The 23942-nt window shown below is 43.4% G+C and carries 18 protein-coding genes; 11 read left to right on the top strand and 7 right to left on the bottom strand.

The genetic code is table 11. The features are described 5' to 3' along the window. Window positions 1–528 precede the first annotated feature (528 nt). The 3 genes from F6K46_RS40155 (at window position 529) to F6K46_RS16585 (ending at window position 4330) form a co-directional block, all read left to right on the top strand. Window positions 529–1083, top strand: coding sequence for a hypothetical protein (locus tag F6K46_RS40155; protein ID WP_366510750.1), 555 nt, complete (start codon window positions 529–531; stop codon window positions 1081–1083). A gap of 183 nt (window positions 1084–1266) precedes the next feature. Then, entirely contained in the window at window positions 1267–1491 is a 225-nt protein-coding gene (locus tag F6K46_RS16590; protein WP_293061344.1) for a hypothetical protein, read from the top strand. Window positions 1492–1612: 121 nt separating this feature from the next. Continuing rightward, entirely contained in the window at window positions 1613–4330 is a 2718-nt protein-coding gene (locus tag F6K46_RS16585; protein ID WP_293061346.1) for a WD40 repeat domain-containing protein, read from the top strand. A 479-nt stretch (window positions 4331–4809) separates the two neighbouring features. Here F6K46_RS16585 and F6K46_RS16580 read toward each other — a convergent pair whose 3' ends face one another. Continuing rightward, complete coding sequence (locus tag F6K46_RS16580; protein WP_293061348.1) at window positions 4810–4992, bottom strand: hypothetical protein; 183 nt, start codon at window positions 4990–4992, stop codon at window positions 4810–4812. A 727-nt stretch (window positions 4993–5719) separates the two neighbouring features. Here F6K46_RS16580 and F6K46_RS16575 point away from each other — a divergent pair. Continuing rightward, entirely contained in the window at window positions 5720–8629 is a 2910-nt protein-coding gene (locus F6K46_RS16575; protein WP_293061350.1) for a glycerol-3-phosphate acyltransferase, read from the top strand. 30 nt (window positions 8630–8659) lie between these two features. Here the strand turns inward: F6K46_RS16575 and F6K46_RS16570 are convergent, their stop codons facing one another. From F6K46_RS16570 to F6K46_RS16560, 3 genes are all read right to left on the bottom strand, one after another. Next, window positions 8660–8803 carry a hypothetical protein gene (locus F6K46_RS16570; protein WP_293061352.1) on the bottom strand — a complete coding sequence of 48 codons (144 nt, stop codon included), beginning with the start codon at window positions 8801–8803 and terminating at the stop codon, window positions 8660–8662. A gap of 766 nt (window positions 8804–9569) precedes the next feature. Continuing rightward, window positions 9570–12056 (bottom strand): ATP-dependent DNA helicase RecG, encoded by a 2487-nt coding sequence (gene recG, locus F6K46_RS16565; RefSeq protein ID WP_293061354.1) that lies wholly within the window; start codon window positions 12054–12056, stop codon window positions 9570–9572. A 51-nt stretch (window positions 12057–12107) separates the two neighbouring features. Next, window positions 12108–13052, bottom strand: coding sequence for a hypothetical protein (locus tag F6K46_RS16560; RefSeq protein WP_293061356.1), 945 nt, complete (start codon window positions 13050–13052; stop codon window positions 12108–12110). A 1058-nt stretch (window positions 13053–14110) separates the two neighbouring features. Between F6K46_RS16560 and F6K46_RS16555 the strand changes: the two genes are divergently transcribed. The 5 genes from F6K46_RS16555 to F6K46_RS16535 all read left to right on the top strand — a co-directional run bounded on the left by F6K46_RS16555 (window position 14111) and on the right by F6K46_RS16535 (window position 19027). Further along, a complete protein-coding gene (locus F6K46_RS16555) occupies window positions 14111–15607 on the top strand; it encodes an ammonium transporter (protein WP_366664709.1) in 1497 nt (498 codons plus the stop codon). Between the two features lie 134 nt (window positions 15608–15741). Continuing rightward, the gene (locus tag F6K46_RS16550; RefSeq protein ID WP_293061360.1) at window positions 15742–16611 is read left to right on the top strand and encodes a GDSL-type esterase/lipase family protein; all 870 of its coding nucleotides are present in this window, start codon (window positions 15742–15744) and stop codon (window positions 16609–16611) included. 127 nt (window positions 16612–16738) lie between these two features. Next, complete coding sequence (locus F6K46_RS16545) at window positions 16739–17947, top strand: 4-hydroxy-3-methylbut-2-enyl diphosphate reductase (RefSeq protein WP_293061362.1); 1209 nt, start codon at window positions 16739–16741, stop codon at window positions 17945–17947. Window positions 17948–18314: 367 nt separating this feature from the next. Beyond that, complete coding sequence (locus F6K46_RS16540) at window positions 18315–18665, top strand: DUF433 domain-containing protein (RefSeq protein WP_293061397.1); 351 nt, start codon at window positions 18315–18317, stop codon at window positions 18663–18665. After that, window positions 18662–19027 (top strand): DUF5615 family PIN-like protein, encoded by a 366-nt coding sequence (locus F6K46_RS16535; protein WP_070395639.1) that lies wholly within the window; start codon window positions 18662–18664, stop codon window positions 19025–19027. The genes F6K46_RS16540 and F6K46_RS16535 overlap by 4 nt, the downstream gene beginning before the upstream one ends. Window positions 19028–19193: 166 nt before the next feature. On the opposite strand, the gene F6K46_RS16530 is transcribed toward F6K46_RS16535, so the two are convergent. Then, window positions 19194–20369: an LptF/LptG family permease gene (locus F6K46_RS16530; protein ID WP_366510751.1), complete on the bottom strand. Its 1176-nt coding sequence runs from the start codon at window positions 20367–20369 to the stop codon at window positions 19194–19196. A gap of 230 nt (window positions 20370–20599) precedes the next feature. Between F6K46_RS16530 and F6K46_RS16525 the strand changes: the two genes are divergently transcribed. After that, a complete protein-coding gene (locus F6K46_RS16525; protein WP_293061364.1) occupies window positions 20600–22318 on the top strand; it encodes a glycosyltransferase family 39 protein in 1719 nt (572 codons plus the stop codon). Between the two features lie 13 nt (window positions 22319–22331). Here the strand turns inward: F6K46_RS16525 and F6K46_RS16520 are convergent, their stop codons facing one another. Then, window positions 22332–22637 (bottom strand): hypothetical protein, encoded by a 306-nt coding sequence (locus F6K46_RS16520; protein ID WP_293061366.1) that lies wholly within the window; start codon window positions 22635–22637, stop codon window positions 22332–22334. Window positions 22638–22714: 77 nt separating this feature from the next. On the opposite strand from F6K46_RS16520, the gene F6K46_RS16515 reads away from it, so the two are divergent. Beyond that, on the top strand, window positions 22715–22873 hold the full coding sequence (locus F6K46_RS16515) for a hypothetical protein (protein ID WP_293061368.1): 159 nt from the start codon (window positions 22715–22717) through the stop codon (window positions 22871–22873). 526 nt (window positions 22874–23399) lie between these two features. On the opposite strand, the gene F6K46_RS16510 is transcribed toward F6K46_RS16515, so the two are convergent. Further along, window positions 23400–23894: an anthrone oxygenase family protein gene (locus F6K46_RS16510; RefSeq protein ID WP_293061370.1), complete on the bottom strand. Its 495-nt coding sequence runs from the start codon at window positions 23892–23894 to the stop codon at window positions 23400–23402. Window positions 23895–23942: the final 48 nt, after the last annotated feature.

Raw genomic sequence — 23942 nt, 5'->3', positions numbered from 1 at the left:
CAGAACTGATTGGGGCAGCAGTTCCAGAGCTTCAAAGCTATTTGGGATAGCTGGCGGTTTGATTTCCATGGTTCTACACTACTACTCATCCTTCCCTTTTTGTCAACCCCATCACCTGAATGCTTACGGCAAGATATCAAATTGCTCGATATGCGCCCTAAAAAAGGTATAATCAAAGTTCGCAATTATAACGAGCTTGAAACCCAAGTCGATGCCAGCACGGGTGACATTTTACAAACGGCCCAGCGACGGAATGACTTTGTCGTTAAAATGCATGATTTCTCAGCTTTGCATGCTCGAATATGGTTCGGCTTACCTGTGCGATTAGGCTTCCTTGGCATTTTTTTAACAGGTGTTTACCTTACGTTAAAACTTACGATTATGCGGTTTAGAATTGGCGGATTAAAGGGGGTATTTAATATCCGATCTAAGAAACCTGCTAAACCTAAGAATTCTGCCAATGTTTCATCTGTAAACTCATCTGTCAATATTTCATCTACTACCTCATCTACAGCAAGTGCTACAGGCTTGTCTACAAACAACACTATCTTTTCACCGACTGAATCCTCCAGTACAACTGAAACCGTTAAAGCTAAACGTCCTTGGCGATTGCGCCTCAAATCTTGGATCTTGAAATATCACTACTGGCTCGGTTGGGTTGTCATTATTCCCTGGGCATTTGTGATTGGGAGTGGACTACTTTTACAAGTGCGTTACGAAGTCCCCTGGGTTATGCCTACGGTACAACAAGGTCAAGGAACCGTTCCAGAAGTAGAATTTGCACAAGTGTTGGATACTGCTCGGCAAATGCCTGAGTATGGAGTCGAGAATTGGAAAGATGTCTGGCGCGTTTATGTTTATCCTAACAAGGGTATTACTACTATTAGAGCTAAGAATCGTCAGGAGTTTCAAATTGATTCAACTACCGGTGAGGTCTTACAAGTGGCCGTTCGTCGCACGGATTGGTTAGAAGATATTCATGAAGGAAAATGGAACAAGCTCAATCTATGGCTATTCTTACCTGTCCATGTGTTGTCATTGTTTCTATGGGTAACAGGGGCAGTTGTAGCCTACAGTCGCTAGTTGTATTAATTTATACGTTTTCGACGAACTCATAACTTATAGTCAAGAAGTAGTTGTAGTGTAAGGCACAAAGCAGGTAAGCTTTTAGCTATCAGGTGACGTAACAGAGATTAAACGAATGCTTACCTGTTTTATTCTAAACAATTTGCTCTTCAATTAGCCTGCCCCTAGCACATAAGCTGAATGCTTATTTATGTTTTTTGTATGTTTCGCGATCGCCTTTGGCGCGCTCTGAAGAGCGATCGCTCCCTTCCTATTACTAGCAATACTCTGAAGACATTAATTACCGAATTAAGATCAGAATGCCAAACAGTTACCGCTTTAATCTATCAGCTTCAGTCACCTCACCTCATTGCTATACAACAAGCGGAGATTCAAATAAATTGCAGCAGCCAGCAATTCATTTGAATCTCCATTGTGGAGAGGACTTTCAAACACTTATTGCTCAGGAGATGGAAAAATTACCGGATGATGATAATTTCAGGATTATCGATTTAAGCTAGTAAAATTAAGGGAAGCAGATAATTCTTTGGAAAATTGTTTTGAATTAGTTCTGCTATCTGTGTTGGGCAAGGAATTTATGAACCACAGTATTCAGCAACGTAATAGAAATAAATGGGTAAGGGTTGGGTTATTTGCGTCTTTTATTGGTGTGATGGTGATAGGGTCAGTTGTATCGACTTATTTTGCCTTACAATCTCGTAAAGAGGCAATTAACTTAAACTTACTAGCACAAGCTAACAATATCAAGTATTCTCTATCCTTAAAACCTACTACAAAAGAATTGATCCAAGCTATTGAAGCAACAGGTAAGAGTCTATCCCATCAAAAAGACTTAACACCAACGGTGATCAATGAAGTTAATTCTAGCTTATTGGCAGCTTTAGATAAAGTTCTAGAAAGGAATCTTCTAAAAGGTCATACAGATTCTGTTTGGGGTATCGTCTTGAGCCCAGATGGCAAAAAAATTCTCAGTCGTAGTTTGGACGACACAGTGCGGTTGTGGGACACCGAATCCGGTCAAATTCTACATACATTGGAAGGTCATAAAAGTCATGTTAATGATATCGCCTTTAGCCCAGATGGTAAGAATATTATCAGTGGGAGTCACGATAAAACAGTGCGATTATGGGACACTGAATCCGGTCAACTTCTCCATACACTAGAAGGTCATAAAAGTAATGTTGAGGCGGTCGCGTTCAGCCCAGATGGTCAAAAAATTCTCAGTGGGAGCACTGACAAAACCTTGCGGTTGTGGGACACCGAATCCGGTCAACTTCTCCATACCTTAAAAGGTCATGAAAGTTATGTGGATGTGATTGCTTTTAGTCCAGATGGTAAAAAGATTCTCAGTGGGGGGAGGGATCGTACAGTGCGATTATGGGATACCGAATCTGGTCAACTTCTCTATACCTATAAAGGTCATAAAAGTGATATCAGGGCGATCGTCTTTAGCCCAGATGGCCAAAAAATTCTCAGTGTGGGAAGTTGGGACAAAACCTGGCAGTTGTGGGAAATCGAATCGGGTCAACTTCTCCATCAACCAAAAGGTCATGAAAGAGATATCACAGCGATCGCCTTTAGCCCAAATGGAAAGAAGATTCTCAGTGGGAGTCACGATCAAACAGTGCGGTTGTGGGACACAAAATCCGGTAAACTCCTCCATACCTATAAAGGTCATAAACATGCTGTGTATGTGATTGCCTTTAGCCCAGATGGCAAACAGATTCTCAGTGGGGCTTTCGACAAAACAGTGCGGTTATGGGACGCCAGATTCGGTAAAAAACTCCTCTATACGCTAGAAGGTCATAGATATGCTGTCACTGCTGTCGCCTTTAGCCCAGATGGCAAACAGATTATCACTGGGAGTCAGGACAACACAATACGGTTGTGGGACACCGAATCCTTTCAAATTCCCTATAAACTAAGCGGTGATATATATTATGGTGCGATCGCCTTTAGCCCAGATCGAAAGAAGATTATAAATGCAGATGGGTCTTATAACAGAAGACTGCGTTTGTGGGACACCAAATCCGGTCAACTTCTACATACACTAGAAGGTCATGAAACTACTGTCAATGTGGTCACCTTTAGCCCAAATGGAAAGAAGATTCTCAGTGGGAGTGGGGACAGGACACTGCGGTTGTGGGACACTGAATCCGGTCAACTTCTACATACACTAGAAGGTCATACAAATTCTGTGGATTTGGTCGCCTTTAGCCCAGATGGAAAGAAGATTCTTAGTGGGAGTGGGGACACGACACTGCGGTTGTGGGACACTGAATCCGGTCAACTTCTCCATACCCTAAAAGGTCATAAAAGTACTGTGGATGTGATCGCCTTTAGTCCAGATGGCAAACAGATTCTTAGTGGGAGTGAGGATACTACAGTGCGGTTGTGGGACACAGAATCTGGTCAACTTCTACATACACTAGAAGGTCATAAAGGTCCTGTCAGTGCCATCGCCTTTAGCCCAGATGGCAAACAGATTCTCAGTGGGAGCCAGATAGCCAGTAGTAGTGAGGATACTATAATCCAGTTGTGGGACACAAAATCCGGTCAACTTCTCCGCACACTAGCAGGTCATACAAATTCTGTGAATGTGGTCGCCTTTAGCCCAGATGGCAAACAGATTCTTAGTGGGAGTGAGGATCACACCTTGCGTTTGTGGGATACAGAATCTGGTCAACTTCTACATACACTAGAAGATCATAACGGCGGTGTTTTGGGAATCGCCTTTAGCCAAGATGGCAAACAGATTCTCAGTGGTAGTTCGGACACCACAGTGCGGTTGTGGGACACAGAATCTGGTCAACTTCTAAATAGACTAGAAAATGATAAAGGTATTTTCACAGCGATCGCCTTTAGCCAAGATGGTCAGAAGATTCTCAGTAGTAGTTCCGACAATATCTTACGTGTGTGGCTGGGTTTAGATGGGCAAAAATTCTTAAAAGAGGGATGTAATCAACTAAAATTCCATCCTGACCTCGTTGTGCCTAAAAATAATAAAGCAGGAGAAGTCTGTCTCAAGTATGCCGATTGGGAAGATAAAACCAAAGCAGACTTTCTGGTCAGACAAGGTATGGCTATTTATTCACAAAAAGAGCCAAATGTCAAAAATGCTGTTAAAAAATTCAAAGAAGCCCAAAAGCTTAATCCTGACATTGACCTCAACCCAAATACAAAGGCAATAGATAAAGACCCTAAAACTGTCGCCAAACAGTTAGCTAAATCAGACTCGAAATAATCATTTTTAGGGGCAGGTTTATCCTAAGATTATCGCCATTCCGGTTCATTACCACTACCCATAAAAATTCATATGGCCAGATACCAATCTAGCCATATGAATCGATAGTTTTACGTTAAAGAATTGTTATTATTTTTTAGGAGTCAATTCCTGTTGGTACAAGACTTCTCCAGTAATGTCGTGAATAGAAACTGTCAACTTACCAGCCTCATCCACTTATGCTGATCCAAAGGAGTGCAAGTTTGGTGGAGCAGAAGCAACAGGAATACCTACAATTCCAGGAGCGCGAACGAATTCTTACTCAGAGCCGAAACTGGGATCAAGTTCCCCAGGCCCAAAGACTCTGGCATGGATTGGTCCAATCACAAGGATGCATCTCATATTTGTAAAAAATAAGGGGAGGGTTGGGAGGTTTGGGAGAGAGGGGAGTGTTGGAAGTGTGGGAATTTTTGCTTAATTGTCAAAGGGATGCAGTGGCATCAAGACAGTGAGATGCACCTAATCACAGCGCTAGTGGAGGTAACATCTCCAGACTGTACAACGTTGAAAGGACCATCAGGAGACTCTGCCGTAACTGGTTTGAGCAACTGAGTTCCTAAAATTAAACTCGCACCAAGGCTACTCAGTGCTACCAGTAGAATTTTCCCTAGATTGTTAGCCATCGCTAAAACTTGAATTAGAATGCCGTAACTGAAAGTTACGTTATCAGTACTGTAAGCATTCAGCGGTCAGCGGTCAGTGGTCAGCGGTTAGTCGTCAGCTTATTTTATTCAAAAGCATCGATTGCGCTACGCGCACTAGCTGATAGCTGATAGCTGATAGCTGATAGCTGATAGCTGATAGCTTACATCAGTAGTTTCCCTGCCATAGCTAAAGCCTGGATTAAAATCCAGTAAAATTTATATTATCAATGGTTAAATAAAACAAAAGAAAACACCTGTACTTTACCAAACATCGTACACTAATTCAAAAGTGTGACTACCGAGGGCAAGATGGGGTTTGACCGGCTGCTGGCATAGGAATCAAATTCACTATGGAAAATGCACTTGAGAACCCCTGTGAAAAAGCTGCGGCGATGAAGAAAAGTTAGGGACTAAATCAGGTTAAAACATGGAACCAAAACTATAATTATAACAAATAATCTACCATATGATATAAATAATTTACTCGTATTCTAGGTAAAGCAAGCAAATTTTTTAGACAATTTGGCTTGCTTTTGAGTTAGATAATTTTACAAACTAAACTTATGATTGCGAGTTGCGATTACTAGTTGTGATTACTAGATAGTTTTGGATGCCAGTAAGTTCAAATAGTTCTTAGATACTTCTTAGATACTTCTTAATAAAGTACTTATTATCAAGCTCTCAGTAATTGATTTCCATTAGTCCCATGACACTAAACCAGGTTTTAGGGTTCTTGCTCATTTTTACCGTCTGTCCTATCTTAGGTGGACTACCTCTGATTGCCTGGATTACCTATGTACTGACAAGGCATAACCTAGCCCAGGTAGGTACTGGTAATATATCAGTTTCAGCCGCCTTTTACCACGGAGGAAATCTGGTTGGTGTCTTGGCAGTACTTTCAGAGGCAGCAAAAGGAATTGCAGCAGTCTTACTAGCTCGTCACTTCTTTCCCAGTGAATCAGCCTGGGAATTGATCGCTCTAATCATGTTGGTGTTAGGTCGTTACTGGATAGGCAAAGGTGCAGGGACGACCAATGTCACTTGGGGAGTATTATGGCATGACCCCATTCTCGCATTGCTAGTATTTTTGATTGGAGGGATTAGCTTTACCATTTTCCGCAATCCCAAACATGGCAAACGGGTGATTTTAGTATTGTTTCCCGTGATTCTGGCTTTATTGCATCCCCAGGATTACTCCAGAATTGTAATTGCCACCAGCTTGAGTCTATTATTAGCTTGGATTTATCAAAAAATTCCCGATGACTTAGACCTTCCCAGTGGGGAAGCTCAAGCAGAATCAAAGAAAGTGTTTCATTTTTTCCAAGGCGATAGTGCCGTAATTTCTCTGGACACCAAACTAGACCCTAAAAAAGTTGGGCAAAAAGCTGCCACCCTATCCCAGCTGAAGCGTTCTGGTTACTCAGTACCTGTGGGCTGGGTACTCCCTCCAGGGGATGATCCAGAACCTTTGATCAAATACCTACCCGTTTCTGAATCTGAACCCTTGGTAGTACGTTCTTCCGCCATAGGAGAAGATTCAGCCCAGGCTTCAGCCGCAGGGCAGTATCAAAGCATCTTGCAGGTGACCAGCTCAGCCGCACTACTGGATGCCATTAATCGAGTCTTAGAGTCTTATCGTAATCCAGTAGCTGCACAATACCGTCGGGATCAGCAACTGCCAGATACAGCGATGGCTGTGCTCATTCAAAAACAAGTCAAGGGGGTTTTTTCTGGGGTTGCTTTCAGTCGTGACCCTATTTCCCAACAGGGAGAAGCTGTCGTGGTCGAAGCCTTACCTGGATATGCTACACAAGTTGTATCGGGTAAAGTAACACCAGAGCAGTACCAAGTTTATTTCCAGAAGTCAGGGCAGCAAGAGGATTCAGCAGAAGGTTTGGCCTCCTCACGCATTGAAGGTAGTGGTGATGTTCCCCCAGCCTTAATCAAACAAGTGGCGCTCTTGGCACGTCGGTTAGAAGACTATTACCAAGGTCTTCCCCAAGATATTGAGTGGAGTTATGACGGTCAAAAACTTTGGTTACTGCAAGCACGACCGATCACTACTCTACAACCAACCTGGACTCGTAAAATTGCTGCGGAAGTAATTCCAGGAGTAATCCGACCCCTAACTTGGTCGATTAATCGTCCCCTAACCTGCGGTGTTTGGGGAGAGATTTTTACCATAGTGCTAGGCAGACGAGCTAAAGGAATGGATTTCACCGAAACTGCCACCCTGCACTATTCCCATGCTTACTTCAATGTTACGCTGTTGGGGGAAATTTTTCGGCGTATGGGTCTACCCCCAGAAAGTCTGGAATTTCTGACTAGGGGAGCTAAGTTTTCCAAACCACCGATAAATACCACTATAAAAAACGTACCTGGTTTACTACGATTGCTCGGTCGGGAATGGGGTTTAGATAAAGACTTTGAAGCGGATTACCAAACCCACTTTCTGCCCCTATTGAATCAGCTTTCAGCAAGAGCCCAGTCGGAATTATCTCCAGTACAACTCCTAGAACGCATCGACAGCATTCTAGCGGTGTTGAAACGAGCCACCTACTATAGTATTCTTGCTCCCCTTAGTATGTCCTTGCGGCAGGCAGTACTCAAGATTGATGACAAAGAACTAGATAACAGCAAAACTCCAGAGGTCGATAGTATGCGAGCCTTGGCTAGGATAGCAGCAGATGCTCGCCATTTATTAAGCCACGAACAGGTTATCTATGAAAGTGGAGCCTCTCTGTTTGCCACCCTAGCAGAAATCCCAGATGGTTCCAGCATTTTAGAGCAGTTTGACCACTTTCTTGAGCGCTATGGTTACCTGAGCGAAGTGGCAACCGATGTAGCAATTCCCCGCTGGCAAGAAGACCCCCGAGCTGTTAGAAAGCTGTTCGCTCAGTTTCTAGCTTATCCACTCCCCCAATCTCCAAAATCTAGAGGGCAACGCTGGAAAGCTGAAGTGGTACAAGCACGGCTGGATCTCAAAGGTCGGGTGACCCAAGTCTACTCTAAGCTGATGGCTCACCTACGCTGGAGCTTCTTGGCTCTAGAGGCACGCTGGCTGCTGTCAGGTTTACTAGTTGAACCAGGGGACATTTTTTTCTTGGAGTTAGCCGAAATTCGCTCTCTAGTAGGTAGTGATAACCAGGAACTCAGACAACAGCTTCCAGAAATTGTGCAACAACGGCGGACTAAATTGGCACAGGATGCTCAGCTGACTAGCGTACCTTTCCTGGTTTATGGCAATAATCCTCCCTTACCCGCTGAGCCCAAATCTTTAGCTGGGTCTGATCAACGACTGCTACAAGGCATTGGTGCCAGTTCGGGACTTGTAGAGGGTTTGGTAAAAGTAGTGAAAACCTTGCAAAGTGATATCACTATTGACCAGGAAACCATTGTGGTGGTACCTTACACCGATTCTGGTTGGGCACCATTACTCGCTCGTGCTGGTGGCTTAATTTCTGAAGTAGGGGGACGTCTGTCCCACGGTGCCATTGTAGCCCGAGAGTATGGTATCCCAGCCGTAATGGATATTAATCATGCCACTGATATATTACGAGATGGTCAGCGGGTCAGGATTGATGGTCAGTTGGGGACAGTTGAGGTATTGGACTAGTTTGAGGGGGTGACATGCAAGCTAAAATCCTTACTGGGTAGTGCGTTCAGCCGATATGTTACTTAATCGGTGCTCTTTCCGTTGGCGAATTAAATTCGCCACGGGTCGCACCTGAAAGATACATGGTGTTTTGGCCTGACCTTGGACGTAGTTATAAGGGTTTGAGCTTGCCATTAAATCCTTCGTAGGGTCAATTGGCTAGTTGATCTTTGCTAAGAGAACTGGCATCAAAGCCTTATATAGTAAACTTTTCAGGGTTCATGTCACCCCTTCAGTGGACTAGTATAGCGGGAGTAGGGAGTAGGGAGTAGGGAGCGGTGCGACCCGTGGCGAATTTAATTCGCCTACGGAAAGCGCACGCCCTGGGAATATGGCATCAAAAATTATCACAATTCATTGAGGATTTCTATACTGCTTTGCCCAATTCAAAATTCAAAATTCAAAAAATTATAGTCATTTACCGATAAATGAATTATAAAAATAATCAAAAAAATACAGTTTACTTATTACAGCAGTTTTCAATGGCCATTAGAAAGCGCACAAAGAGCGAATTTAATTCTTAATGCGGAAAGCGCACCTGATAGCTATTAAAAACGCTGTAATAAGCCATAAGCACTAACTTAGTTTGAATACTGATATATTTTATATTGCTTATTTTATGTTACATAAAATGATAATTCTGCACTTAACAAAATTTAAAACCGCTACCGCTATATGCACCATATCTTTGAAGTCAAAAACTAACTCAAAATAATAAAAATAATTAGTTGGTTTCCCGGTTAACCATTACCGTTTATCCATTATTAATTTCTAGTATTAATAGGGATCAGTGTAGGAATTTTGATAATTTTTGTTCCCTCTGCCCTATTCCCTACTCCCTACTCCCTACTCCCTACTCCCTACTCCCTGTTCCCTAATTCTGAAACAATTCTATGGTAAATTAAGTCATAATCGTCCCATCCATTAACCACTGATACCGATACTCTAACTCAACTTTCATTAAAGGATAATTTTCCAATATCTCATCCTGAAGAATAATCTTTTCGGCTGCATCTCGCGCCAAAGTTAATACCTCTTGGTCTTCTACCAAACTAGCTAGAGCAAAATCTGCTAACCCGGATTGGCGCTTACCTAAAACTTCCCCAGGACCACGAAAACGCATATCCATTTCTGAGATAAAAAAGCCATCCTGGGACTGTTCTAATACCCCCAAACGTTGTCTGGCTGTTTCAGTATTAGAACCACTGACTAAAAGACAATAAGATTTGTCAGAACCTCGACCGACACGACCCCGTAATTGGTGTAACTGAGATAACCCAAACCGTTCTGCATTTTCAATCATCATTACAGTAGCATTGGGTACATCCACACCCACTTCAATCACGGTAGTTGAAACAATAATTTGGCTTTTGTTATCCCGAAAGGCACTGAGCGCTTTATCTTTATCGGCTGAACTCATCCGACCATGAAGTAACCCAACTTTAAATTCTGGAAATATACTTTCAGAAAGTCGTTTATGCTCCTCAATTGCTGAGCGTAAATCTAATTTTTCCGATTCTTCAATTAAGGGCAATACCATATAGGCTTGCCGTCCTTGAGCCACTTCTCGACGAATCAAGTCATAGGCATGTTTCCTCTCTTTAGCCCTTAGCACAGTTGTCTGAATCTTCTGACGACCAGGGGGCAATTCATCAATTTGACTCACATCCAAATCCCCGTGGAGGGTTAGCGCTAGGGTTCTGGGAATTGGTGTGGCGGTCAGAGTCAGCACATGGGGAGATTGACCTTTTTCCTGTAAACGAGCCCGTTGCTTTACCCCAAAGCGATGCTGTTCATCAATCACTACTAAACCCAAATTGTTGAAGTTCACTGGGTCTTGAATCAAAGCATGGGTTCCGACCAACAAAGGAAGTTCTCCTGTTTCTAGCTCGGAATGAATTTTTCGACGCTTGGAAACTTTAGTGGAACCTGTTAGTAATTCAACGGGAAGGTGTAGTAAATTGAACCAATTTCCTAACTTACGATAGTGCTGTTCAGCTAATACTTCAGTAGGAGCCATCAAAGCGGCTTGGTACCCCGATTGGATGGCGGCTAGAATAGCATAAACTGCCACAATAGTTTTACCGGAACCGACATCTCCTTGGACCAACCGATTCATGGGTGTCTCTGATTCCATATCCTTGAGAATTTCATTGATGACTCGTGTCTGAGCCCCAGTTAATTCAAACGGAAGCAGTTGATTAAATTGGTCAAAGAGTTTACCAATCGGAGCCATGACCGCACTGCTTTGGGTTTTACGCTGAGCTTGGCGACGCTTGAGAAATCCTAGCTGTAAGTAGAAAAATTCATCAAAGACTAAGCGCCTTCTGGCCTCAGCAAGGGTGTCTGCATCTTGGGGAAAATGAATGTTTGCGATCGCATCACAGACCCCCATCAACCCATATTCTTTACGAAAGGTTACTGGCAAGGGTTCCTTAATCAAAGACGTGTAGGGAAGTGCAGCAATTATTGCTCGCCTTACCAAGTCAGCTGGTACCCCTTCTGTTAGGGAATAAACCGGTACAACTCGACCTATTTTCATCGAGTCAATGCTACCCCCTGGATGCTCTAATACTTCCAGTTCCGGGTCTTCTAGGGTAATCCCATATTTATTTTTCTTTACCAAACCTGAGGCAGCTACCACTGCTCCCACTGGATACCGCCGCTTTTGTTGATACTGCCAGCTACGATTACTGTAACGAAAGCCAGCAAAAAAACGACTCAGCTTAATTTGACCAGTAGAGTCTTTTAAGACTATATCTAAAATAGTTAATTTTTTATTACGGGGGCTACTGAAGCAGTTACAGCGCTTCACCGTACCCATGATAGTGACTGTTTCACCAGGTACTAAGTCAGCCATATTAACCTGACGGGCATAGTTAATATGATCACGGGGGTAGTAATAGAGCAAGTCACGCACTTTGTGCAGACCCAGACGTCCTAAATACTCACTGTTTTTACTACCCACCGCTGCCAACTTAGCCAGTGGTAGGTCAAGGTTTTTTTTGCTACCAAGCTCTGAGGATGCCTGTTGTTTCTCCACCAAGGGCTTGGTTTTAGGCACTCTGACCATAGGATGTTCTGTTTGAGATTGATCTTCAACTAAACGGCGTTGAGTGTTCTGCTTGAGGTCGTTGAGAAAGCGGCGAGTATCAGCTACCAGATGTTGCCTTTGCTGTAGCGTCATCTGAGAATAACGGGCAAACTGATTGCCAATGTCCTGCCAACGCCGTTTCTCAGTTGATGTTAGGACATTAGGAGTCTTACCAAAACTGAGGCAGAGGAATTCACTAAAGCGGTATTGATTCCCTTCCAAATCAGTAAAGCCAACTCTTGCTTCTACCGACAGGGCTTTTTGCAATCGCACCCAATCTGGTAATTCGGTCATTGGTCATTGGTCATTAGTCATTAGTCATTGGTCATTGGTAATTACCTCAGTTTAATCGTCAAACCAGCTGGCACGCCATGCTGCTTCGGCTTGAGCAACTGCTTTTTGCCGCTGTTTTTTGTAATACTCTCGCTTCAGTTGACTCATTTTAGCTAATAGATCTCTGATTTTATTACGTCCAGGGGTCAAGTTAGGGTCTGCAAATTCTATTTCAGATAAGCGCAGCTTAATGGCAATAATACGGGTTAATCTGGATTCATCTGTTTCTCCATCACCTTTAGTTTCCATCATTATTTTGATAATATTGGGGGATTCAGCCGTTTCGATCGCAGATGCTTCGACTTTTGCCGCTGCTTCTAGGATTTCTTGGGGAAATTTGTCTGGTATAATCGAGTGTTTATGCAAGAGCCGATTGCTTTCCACAGAGACATCTTGAATAGTTTTGGTGATCCCACTTTCTAGGTGCTTAAGCCATTGCTCCAGTTTCTCTATGCTATTTCGTGGTTTACTGGTCAACTCAGCTGCTGGTGATGGCTCCCTTAGAGCATTCAAAAATCGAGAGTCTTCTGTAGATGAAGGCATTTCCGAGTCCTGATCCAAGTCCTGATCCGAGTCCTGATCCGAGTCCTGATCCGAGTCCTGATCCGAGTCCTGATCCAAGTCCTGATCCGAGTCCTGATCCAAGTCCTGATCCAAGTCATCAGTAGTAGCTGACCTTGACTCTTGCCACTGTTCTAGGAGTGATGGCAACTTTTGTTGAGTCTCTTGAGCCAGCTTTCGTAGGGATTGCTGTAACTGTTGCCGACTGTTAACCGACAAATTTAGAAAAGACTCAGGATACCCTTGAGTACAAATCCGATAGGAAGCCATAATCAGCTGTTGCCCCACGCATTCACCTAAAAAGGTCAAATAGTTAAAGTAGGTTGATTGGAATTCCTTTGCCAAATGGGTGATGGCTTCCTCTAACGCTGCCAATTCCTGGTCAATTCGATTCACTGGTGTTATCTATACAATTCCATAGCTAATCCGTTGAGCATATCAAATACATGCCTACTCTACAGTATGCCCATTTTCATAGTTGTAGCACGTTCGGCTTCTACCTGTGGGAGTGTCAAATTCTCCACACCCAATTAGATCCCCAACTAGACGTTGCATCTGCCTAGTTTTAAATACTCTGATTTTTTGGGAACAAACAGTATATATTGATACAGAAGTCTAACAGGAAAAGATCTTAGATCAAAGCACCTCAAAGACAAAGCTATTAACTAGTCAATTACCTCACCTAATCCGAAAGGATGTAGATGGGTTACTAAAGAGGTAGGACTTTCTTAGGGTTGACTAGACCACTGATGAGCGTTTAGCTGGGAACCATTTCCTTTATATTTCCCCAGTTCGGATTATCAGCAAATTTTAGCATGAGTGCATGGTAGTTGAGAAATCGTGGCGTACGTGGTCGAGGGGAGTAATCACTTTTACACGAGAGGTTGATCAGCATGTATTGTGTACCAGTTTTATCGAAATTGCTTAGTCAATTGTCTACTAAGAAAACATGCTTACTTGAACCTAGAACTGGATTAATTTCAAAACCATTAGTCTAAACCATTAGTTAGAGGTGCAGCATGTCGGTTGGGGCTAAGTACTTTCAAGGTGGCTTCCGTACCTTGAAAGCACCGTCAGCAAGTAACTATACCAGTATATGTGGGGCATTCTGCAGTAATTTTTAGTTAAAAATTTCATTTAAAGAAATTTTTAATGAAAAATTGCTTTAAATCCCTTGACTATAGTCCCAGTTATTTGTAGGGTTTTGTCTTAAGACGAGGCTTTAGCTGAAGAAACTCCCTGATTACTCGCGCAGACAGGGGTCTAGCATCTAGCAATCAGGTATGTAAAGGTAGCAGGGTGAGGTCATGATGAGTCCTTTAAAAACGATGGACTCTTAGGTTTCGGTGGCTAATTTTACAATTTGTTTCCTGAAGTTTCTCAGTGTGAGGAAGTGTATCTAAATCAGAGGTAAGTTAACGCTTATTATGTCAATTTCAAAATCTCAGCGAACAATGAAAAACAAGGGTACCCTAGTAAGATCTAGGCGACCTATGGCTCACCAAGCCTCCCGTTTAGAGCCATTTAAAGCGATCGCAAAATCGTTTTCCCCTTACTGGCTCGCCTGTATTCCCCTGACAGGGATAATTGTTCTAGTTTGGCATACAGCTGCTGTTGCCCAGGATAGCGCCGGACCTACCCCAGAAGAACTTCAGGGCACTCTTAATGCTATCTGGATATTAGTAGCTGCGATCCTAGTTATATTCATGAATGCCGGATTCGGAATGCTAGAAACCGGCTTCTGCCGCCAGAAGAATGCGGTTAATATTCTCGCGAAAAACCTAATTGTCTTTGCCTTAGCAACTATTTCGTTTTGGGCAATTGGTTTTTCCTTTATGTTCGGCAAAGGCAACGCATTTATTGGGCTGTCGGGCTTTTTCCTCAGCAGTGAAGACCCCGCTACCTATGGGTTAGATCCATTTCCAGCCGGTCTACCGATAGCCGTATTTTTCCTATTCCAAGCTGCCTTTGCTGGAACTGCTGCAACTATCGTGTCCGGTGCGGTTGCTGAACGGATTAAGTTCCTAGACTTCTTAATTTTCAGCATCCTGATTGTTGGGGTATCCTACTCCATCACTGGACACTGGGTTTGGAGCAGTGATGGTTGGCTTGGTGGCATGGGATTCTCAGACTTTGCTGGCTCAACCGTGGTTCACTCCGTTGGTGGCTGGGCGGCTTTGATGGGAGCTGCCTTCCTCGGACCCCGTAGCGGTAAGTACGAAAACGGTGAACCTCGTGCTATCCCAGGTCACAACATGAGTATTGCCACTCTTGGTTGCTTGATTCTCTGGATCGGCTGGTTTGGCTTCAATCCAGGTTCTGAACTAGCTGCTAGTGAGGCAGTTCCCTATATTGCGGTGACCACTAACCTAGCCGCAGCAGCTGGTGGGATTACTGCCACCTTGACGGCTTGGCTAAAAGATGGTAAGCCAGACCTGTCCATGATCATCAATGGAATTTTGGCTGGATTAGTGGCAATTACGGCTCCCTGTAATAATGTCAGCTATTTCTCAGCAGTTATTATTGGTGCTATTGGTGGCATCATCGTTGTCTTCTCTGTTTCCTTCTTTGACAACATCAAAATTGATGACCCAGTAGGGGCAATTTCAGTCCACTTGGTCAATGGTATCTGGGGAACCCTAGCCGTTGGACTTTTCGCTAAAGATTCAGGTCTGTTTACCGCCGGTAGTGCCGGTCAACTTGGCACCCAAATCCTGGGTATTCTAGCGATTGGGGGCTTCACGGTGCTGTTTAGTGGCATCCTCTGGTTCGTGCTCAAACTAACCCTCGGTATCCGGGTGACACCAGAAGAAGAACTGGAAGGCTTGGATATTGCCGAACACGGTATGGAAGCTTACGCTGGATTTGTCAAGGAATCCAGTGTGATACCTAGTTCTAGCATGGGTAACTTCAGTAGTACTACAGACATGGCTAGTAGCTCTGAATTTTAGCGTTTTGCTGACATGGCCGATTTCTTTTAACTAGGTTTTGTTAATAGTTTACAGTTAACTGTAAACAGTTAACTGTAAACTGATGGTATTACCTTTGCCTTCAGGGATGTTAGAAAGGAAATAATGCCAATTTTTTGTTCATTGAATTGAAGCGTTGTCCACCTTGGGCTTTACTATCCCTTGCTGCCAATGGGTTTATGATTGTGACTCTCACCTGGGTACTACTGGGTGAGTATCACCAGTCAAAGTCAGATCCAGTTAGCCATCCTGTGATAAATACCCGAATTTTAAATCCTACCCCTGAGCCAGTAATTGAATTAGGGCCACGACACCAGTTAAATTACCAACAATGGCTAGCACTGCTGGAGAAGGAAGCTCAGGTAGTGGCTAATCAACAACCGGAACAGTTAACTGTCCTGCTGGGAGATTCTCTAAGCCTATGGTTTCCCAACAAGCTGCTACCTCCAAAACGCTACTGGCTTAATCAAGGACTGTCTGGGGAAACCTCAGCAGGGTTGCTCAAGCGCTTAGATATTTTGGATCAGACTAAGCCAGAAGCAATTTTTGTGATGATTGGCATCAATGACCTAATTCGGGGGGTCAAGGATGAAGCAATTCTAGAAAACCAACGGCTAACGATTCGCTACTTGCGGCGAGCCCATACCGAAACTAAGATTGTCCTTCAATCGATTTTGCCCCATGGTGCTGAACAGGCAACCTGGGAAGGACGCGATCGCTTACTTACTATCCCCAACAGTCGCATCCAAAATCTGAACCAGCAACTAAAAGCGATCGCTCACGCAGAAGGAGCGATTTATCTAAATCTCTATCCCCTCTTTGCGGATAATCAGGGCAACCTGCAACCTGAGCTTAGTACCGATGGCTTGCATCTGAGTCCCCAAGGTTACTTAGTCTGGCGCTATGGTTTACAAATCTTTGAGGAACTTATCCTCCAAGAAGGATTAGCTATTCCGATAGCAAAGGGGACAGGGAGCAGGGAGTAGGGAGCAGGGAGTAGGAAAAAAAATTATCAGAATTTATTTAGGATTGCTATAGTAACTGAGGTCACGGTTGATTGAAAGTAAATTAATAATAGCAGTGATTAACAAGTAATTTGCTTAAGATAGCTCCATGGATACAAAAGCTTTCAAGCGCTCACTCCAGAAATCAGATAACTACCACCGTAAAGGATTTGGTCACGAAGCCGAAGTTACCTCTCAGTTGGAATCGGAATATCAAAGCAGTCTGATTGAAGAGATTCGTGCCAAGAACTATCGGCTGCAAAAGGGAGATGTGACCATCCGGCTAGCAGAAGCATTTGGCTTTTGCTGGGGTGTGGAGCGAGCTGTAGCCATGGCTTATGAAACCCGCACCCATTTCCCCAGTGAACAGATCTGGATTACCAATGAAATTATTCACAACCCCTCTGTTAACCAGCGCTTGCGGGAAATGGAAGTAAAATTTATTGCCGTTGAGGATGGCAAGAAAGACTTCTCTGTTGTTGGTGCTGGGGATGTAGTTATTTTACCAGCATTCGGTGCTAGTGTTCAGGAAATGCAGCTACTCCACGAGAAAGACTGCAAGATTGTAGATACTACCTGTCCCTGGGTGTCCAAAGTGTGGAACACGGTAGAGAAGCATAAGAAAAAAGAATACACTTCGATTATTCACGGCAAATATAAACACGAGGAAACCGTAGCAACGAGTTCCTTTGCCGGAAAATATCTAGTGGTACTGAATCTACAAGAAGCGGAATACGTTGCCAACTACATTCTCAATGGTGGTAACCGGGAGGAATTTCTCGATAAATTTAAAAACGCTATCTCCGCTGGCTTTGATCCAGAGGAGGATTTAGAGCAGATTGGGATTGCCAACCAAACTACTATGCTCAAGACCGAGACCGAACAGATCGGCAAACTTTTTGAGCGCACCATGATGAAGAAATATGGTACGTCTAATTTAAACGATCACTTCCAAAGCTTCAATACCATCTGTGATGCCACCCAAGAACGGCAGGATGCCATGTTGGAGCTAGTGGAAGAAAAGCTAGACTTGATGATTGTGATTGGTGGCTTTAATTCTTCCAATACCACTCACCTGCAAGAAATTGCGATTGAGCGACAACTACCATCCTATCACATTGACAGTGTCAACCGGATTATTTCTGCTGATGAAATCGAGCATAAACCCCTACATCAGGAGGTGGAAGTAGCACGAAATTGGCTTCCCTCTGGTTCGATAGTAGTAGGAGTAACCTCTGGAGCGTCTACTCCTGATCGGGTAGTAGAAGATGTAATCAATAAGATTTTTGAACTGAAGGTAACTGCTGTAGCAGTTTAAGAATAACTGGGATTAGTTAAAATTGAAAATTTCAACTGGTTAATAGCCATTGATTATTTTCAATTTTAACAATTTTGTAAGCATTCAGATCTAAGCTCATGCGCTACGCGCACGCTACGCGAACAGCCTAATGCTTACGTGCCTCGATATCGATCCTGGGGATGCTAAAAAACGATTGGATTCTTACCAGGAAAACAATGGTCAAAAGTTTGATTTATCCCTAGCAATCACGTTTCCATTATAAACGAATAGGTTGACTTAAAAAAAATAATAACGGTAAAATTAAATGTAGTTTACATCTACTTAAAAATTGTATTCGCGCCTCATATTTTTTTTTTAAAACTTTTTTTAGTAATTGCAAATTGCCATGGAAATCCAAGACTACTTCGACTTCCTAGCCTCTGACGACATTCGCATCAAAGGTAGCCGCATTGGTATCGAAAGCGTCCTCTACGAATATATCTACCGCGCCAGAACCCCTGAAGAAATTACCCAACAATTTGAAACCATTACCTTAGAACAGGTTCATGCCACTATTCTCTACTATCTACACAACAAAGAAGAGGTCAGCGCTTACTTAGCTGACTGGCTAGAGTTTTGCCGCCAACAACGAGAAGAACAAAAACAGAATCCTTCTCCTGCACGAAAGAGGTTCCGGCAATTGAAAGCAGAAGCCGCTCTGGAGCGAGAGTCATCCCAAGCGAAGAGCGCTGTATGACGATCCAATATTTACTGGACGAGCATATCGCCTCCCTTTACCGAACCCAACTGATGCGCCAAGCACCAGAACTTATTGTCAGAAGGATCGGCGATCCAGGCGCTCCTCCTAAAGGAACTCTCGATCCAGAGATTTTAATCTGGTGTGAGATTCATGATTTTATTTTAGTAACAAACAATAGGAAATCTATGCCTAAACATTTAGTAGACCATCTCGCAGAGAGTCGGCACGTACCGGGGATTTTTGTAATCGATCCATCCAATCATATTGGAGAAACCCTCGCAGAGCTAATCATTATTGCTGGAGCTTCCTTTCCCAAGGAATATCAAGACCGAATTGAATACTTACCCTTGAGCGAATAAAAAAACAACAGTGTAACGCACCTGAATGCTTACAGAATTTTAAATTAACATCCAAGGTGATAAATTAATGTAAGTATTAGGCTGAATACTGACGATCGTACTTATGAGCTAGAGTCGATTTTCTTCCCCCTACTCTCTACTCCCTACTCCCTACTCAAAATTACCATCAACCATTACCCTCCAATCGCCACAATAACCATCCTCCTGCTCCAAAACCGAATAAATTAGGTAACCAGGCGGCTAGAACTGGGGAGAGAATTCCTGCTATACCGAAACCTCCGATCACAAAGCTCAGTAAGTAGTAGCCAAAAATTACGATTAAACAGACCCCAAAGCTAGTCCCTTTGCTGATTCGTTTAGGTCGAATACTCATGCTTGCTCCCACTAAGCCAAAGATTATACAAATGAATGGAAAAGCAATTTTTTGTTGCATCCGCACTTGCAGCATCCGGAGTTTTTTGCGATCGCCAGCTCCCTTTAGCAACTGGATCATTTCTATGGATTGAAGAATATTCATCTCATAGGGGTCACGGGCTTTAGTGACTAAATCAAGGGGCGCTCTAGGAAATGGAATTTCTTGATGATCAAAGGTTACTATTTTCCGAAAAGAGGTTTTAGGACTAATGAAATAAATTGACCCATGAAAACAATCCCAGGTATTTTGCTTAGAGTTCCAACGGGCTGATTCCGATAGAATAATTTTCTTCAACTTACCCAGATTAGACCACTCCAAGACAGTCATATCTTTCATGCTCTGACCATCAAATCGATTTGCGTAGAATAAGCGTTTGAGTGTCTGAGTAGTTGTGCCATTGGGTTGGGGAAAAGTATGATACTCTGGATAGATAATACCGTTTTCCTCGAAAGAGGGTTTTTCCTGATTAAGAGCTTTTTCTAATGTTATAGTTGCTTGGTAGTTAGCGGCTGGAACAATTAATTCATTGAAGAGGAAAGTGATTCCCGTGACAATTAGGCTGAGAACTAGAGCAGGGGCAACTAGTCGGTATAAACTCACACCACAGCTGCGCAGGGCAATTAACTCACTGTCATTACTCAAGCGAGAATATGCTATTAGTGTAGCGAGCAGTACTGATATGGGTAAGGCATAGGAAATAAACTCAGGAAACTTCAACACCACGACTTGGGCAGCAATTGTCCAGGATAGTCCTAACTCAGTGATTTTGACTACCATATCAAACAGGCTACCCACAGCGACACCAATAGATGAAAACCCGCCAACACCAAATAGAAACGGTGGGATGAGTTCAGCAGCGATGTAGCGATCCATCACTGATAAGCTAGGAAAAACGAATTTGAGGAAGTAAGGTTTGCCCAGTTTCACTCTTCTTTAGTGGTTAGAGTTCTAAAAACCATAGAAAGCAATTTCATGGCTTTTGTTGCTAAGTTTTCCCCAATCCAGTAAACCTACCATGTCTTTTAGCGCGAGTATCTGTAAAATCTAATAATTATCATAATTATGAGGTACACATTATTTTTTTTATCCCTACTCCCTACTCCCTACTCCCTAAAATCAAGTAATTTGTACCTCATAAAATTAAAAAATAATAGATTATGATGCCTAATGCCCTGAAACGGTTGTCTCAACATCAATTTGTACTTGGTTGGCTGCTAGGGGGGCTACTGTTTCGGTGTATCATTGCTTTTTGGCTTTACCCTGGTATTGATGAAGCCTATTACTATGTCTATACCCTGCATCTAGACTGGAGTTATTTTGATCACCCAGTTTTAGTTGCCCTGACTACTGGCTTTGGGACTTGGATAACGGGAGAGGTTTCCCAATTCACTATTCGTCTGGGTTCCCTGATTTTGTATACAGGTAGCTTATTGCTACTGTATCTGACTAGCACTCATCTATTTAACACCAAAGCGGCTCGATTGACATTAGCGATCGCTACCATTATTCCGATTTTTCAAATTGGCTTTGGTGTGCTTACCCTACCCGATAGTCCCCTGATATTTTTCTGGTCAGCTAGTTTGTTATGTGCTGCTTACGAATTTTTTCCCCTAAGAGCGAAACATTTAAGTAAAAAATTATCTAGTAAACTATCTACTAAACCCAATAGTTTATATTCCAATACTCCACACCCTAACCCCCATACCCTAACCCCTATTTATGGTTCATACCAACCTAGCTATCGGTTAGCACTCCTGGGTATTTTAGTAGGTTTAGCTTGTCTAGGTAAATATCATGGCTTTGTTTTGGGCTTAGGATTAGTTGGTTTTTGCTTAACCAGTCCACGTCATCGTTGTGCATTATTGTCACCTTGGGCATGGCTAGGTTTAATCTTATTTATCATAACTATTTTTCCAATTTGGTACTGGAATATACAGCATGATTGGATATCCTTTACTTTCCATTTATCCACCCGTTTTCAACCAGAGCCAGAGGTACCTCAGCAGGGCTACAATTGGCTAAATGTATTAGTGATAGTTTTATCTGGGATAGCTTATCTTTTCCCTACGATGGCATTGCCCATGTGGTGGGTGAGTTTGCGATCGCTACTTGCTCAATTTACCTGGTATAGCAAGACATCAAAATTGGAGTCAAGATTGATCCTATGGGTATCCCTACCCCTAGTTGTCGGCTTTACCCTCTTAGCAGGATATCACCAAATTTTGCCCACTTGGCCGATGCCAGGATTTTGGGGGATAACCTTACTACTAGGGCAACAGGCGCAACAGTGGCAAATGCGTTCGCCCTTAGGCGGGCACTTCCTGTCATCGCGCCATTGGGTTAACCGATGGCTAAAGGGTTCAGCCATAGCAATAGCTAGCCTATTATTGTTTGTGCTGCTGCATATCACTACAGGAACACTGCAAAAATCCGGTCACTATGCTTTACTTGGGGGTTTTCTCTCTCCCAAGGATGACCCCTCTACAGAACTGATTGATATTCAGCAACTGCGACAAGGATTTGCTGAGTCTCCTGTCCTGAGTGAGGCATTACAAAAGTCTAGCTTTGTCTTTAGTAATGGGTATTATATCAGTGGGATCGTAGCGATGGCGATTAGTCCCCTGACCTCTACACCGATTACCTGCTTGGGAGAGGATATGCGTGGTTTTATGGTCTGGTTCCAGCCTGAGCAATGGTTGGGTAAAGATGGACTATACGTTACTCTGGAGCGATTTCAAGAATTGACAGATAGCTATCGAGCTTATTTTCAGGATATGCAGGAAATAGGGACAGTGCCGATTCGACGAGCTGGAGCAGTCACAGAGGTTTTCCATGTGTATTGGGCGACTAAGATGGTCAAGCCTTATCCTAGCTGAGCGGTCGAATCGGTCATAGATCTGGGATTGAAGCTTTTCTCAGTCGCTCTGCACGGATACAGCCTCCCTGCCAATGCCACTTCGGGTCAGATTCACTTGGCTTATATTGCGCCCAAGCATTGCCACTCTCATCCTGATACAAGGCTGTAATCTCGGCAGTAGCTCTACTTCCCCAAGGTGCTTTTACTCTAATCTGGTCTTGGCACTGGAAAACTTCACCCTCAGAATTAGTTACGCTCTTGAGTGCGATTTGGGGTTTGCGCTCAATCGGGGGTATTTTTTTGATTACTAATTTTTTTGGCGGCTCAGATGTAGTCAAGTTTCTTGAGGAATTGTAGTATCTATTACTTTCTTCTATTTTAGACGCTACATACCAGCAAGTAGCAAGGGGGTAAGTTGGTAAAGAATATCAATTCCGGTGGAATACCCATCATAAAAGTGTGGGAAGGGTGGGGAGATGGGGAGATGGGGAGATGGGGAGATGGGGAGATGGGGAGATGGGGAGATGGGGAGATGGGGAGATTTTTACAAAGCGACTGCATCAAGACAGGGTAATTATCCGGAGATCATATAATCAGGGGTATTGACATTTTACCTGGGAACATCCCTACTTCCAAGCAAATGCCATTATCTATCCTGGGAGGCTACATGGGTGTTTGTATTGAGGTTAGTAAAAGCTTATCGAAAATGTCGCAGAGTCTACCAAAAACTTTTATGATTTGTTAGACTTAAATTAGGGTAACACCGACAGGGATTATTATGTAACTTAAATTAAAGCCGAAAACCAAGGGTTTAATAGTTGCGCTCTCTATCCCGGTGGAACCAACTTTGTTGACATTTTTATGGCGCTCGCGGGATATTCCGTCACAGAAGCGCGGAGATACCCCCTGGATGTGAAAGCATCTTGCCTTGGCGGGCGAGGGTCCATTTTCGTAGACTTTGGTAGCTAAAAAGTATCGGACAATACATAGAAAACCAAACAAGAAAAAGAGCCTATAACCAAGGGACACTCCCCTATCGGATCAGTCTCGCTTGGTTAATCATTCCATAATTGCACCGCGCGATCGCACAAAGTGCCCGCCTAAGGGCGAACGCAAAGCGAAATTGTAAACAGTATCGCTGCCAAAAATGCTGCTACTGTCCGAACGTGATTCCAAAATGTCCAATCGGTCAGGAATCTTGCCCATAGTTTTGTAGCTTCAGTACTGTCTGGCGTGACGATGGCGAGGGCATCATTCAGCGGGATATTGCAGGCGAAGGTCACGCCGATTGTGCCAATCAGATAAAGCAAAGTACCCGCCAGCCAATAGACAGCACCTGGTTGATGCCACTGCAGCACTAACGAAATAGTTAGCAATGTGCAAGCAGCAGCCGTTCCCAGAAATGCCATCATAAACCAGGGATTGATCACCGTGATATTAATCGATTGCATGGTGGCAATACCCTGTCCTGGTGGTTGCTGAGCCAAAGCCTTCATCACAAAGGTCGAAAAGGCGAAGAAGATACCAGCAGCCAGACCACTGCCGATTGCCGTCAACAGCATTAGAGAAAAGCGGAAGTTGTGAACAGTTACCATAAAGCCTCTTGGGAATTCTCGTGTTTTTTGACAGTGTTTAATATGTAA

Origin of the sequence: Moorena sp. SIO3E8, assembly GCF_010692445.1 — a bacterium.
GTDB lineage: Bacteria > Cyanobacteriota > Cyanobacteriia > Cyanobacteriales > Coleofasciculaceae > Moorena > Moorena bouillonii.
The sequence above is the reverse complement of the archived record's forward strand: the minus strand, read 5'-3'. Positions and strand labels throughout refer to the sequence as shown.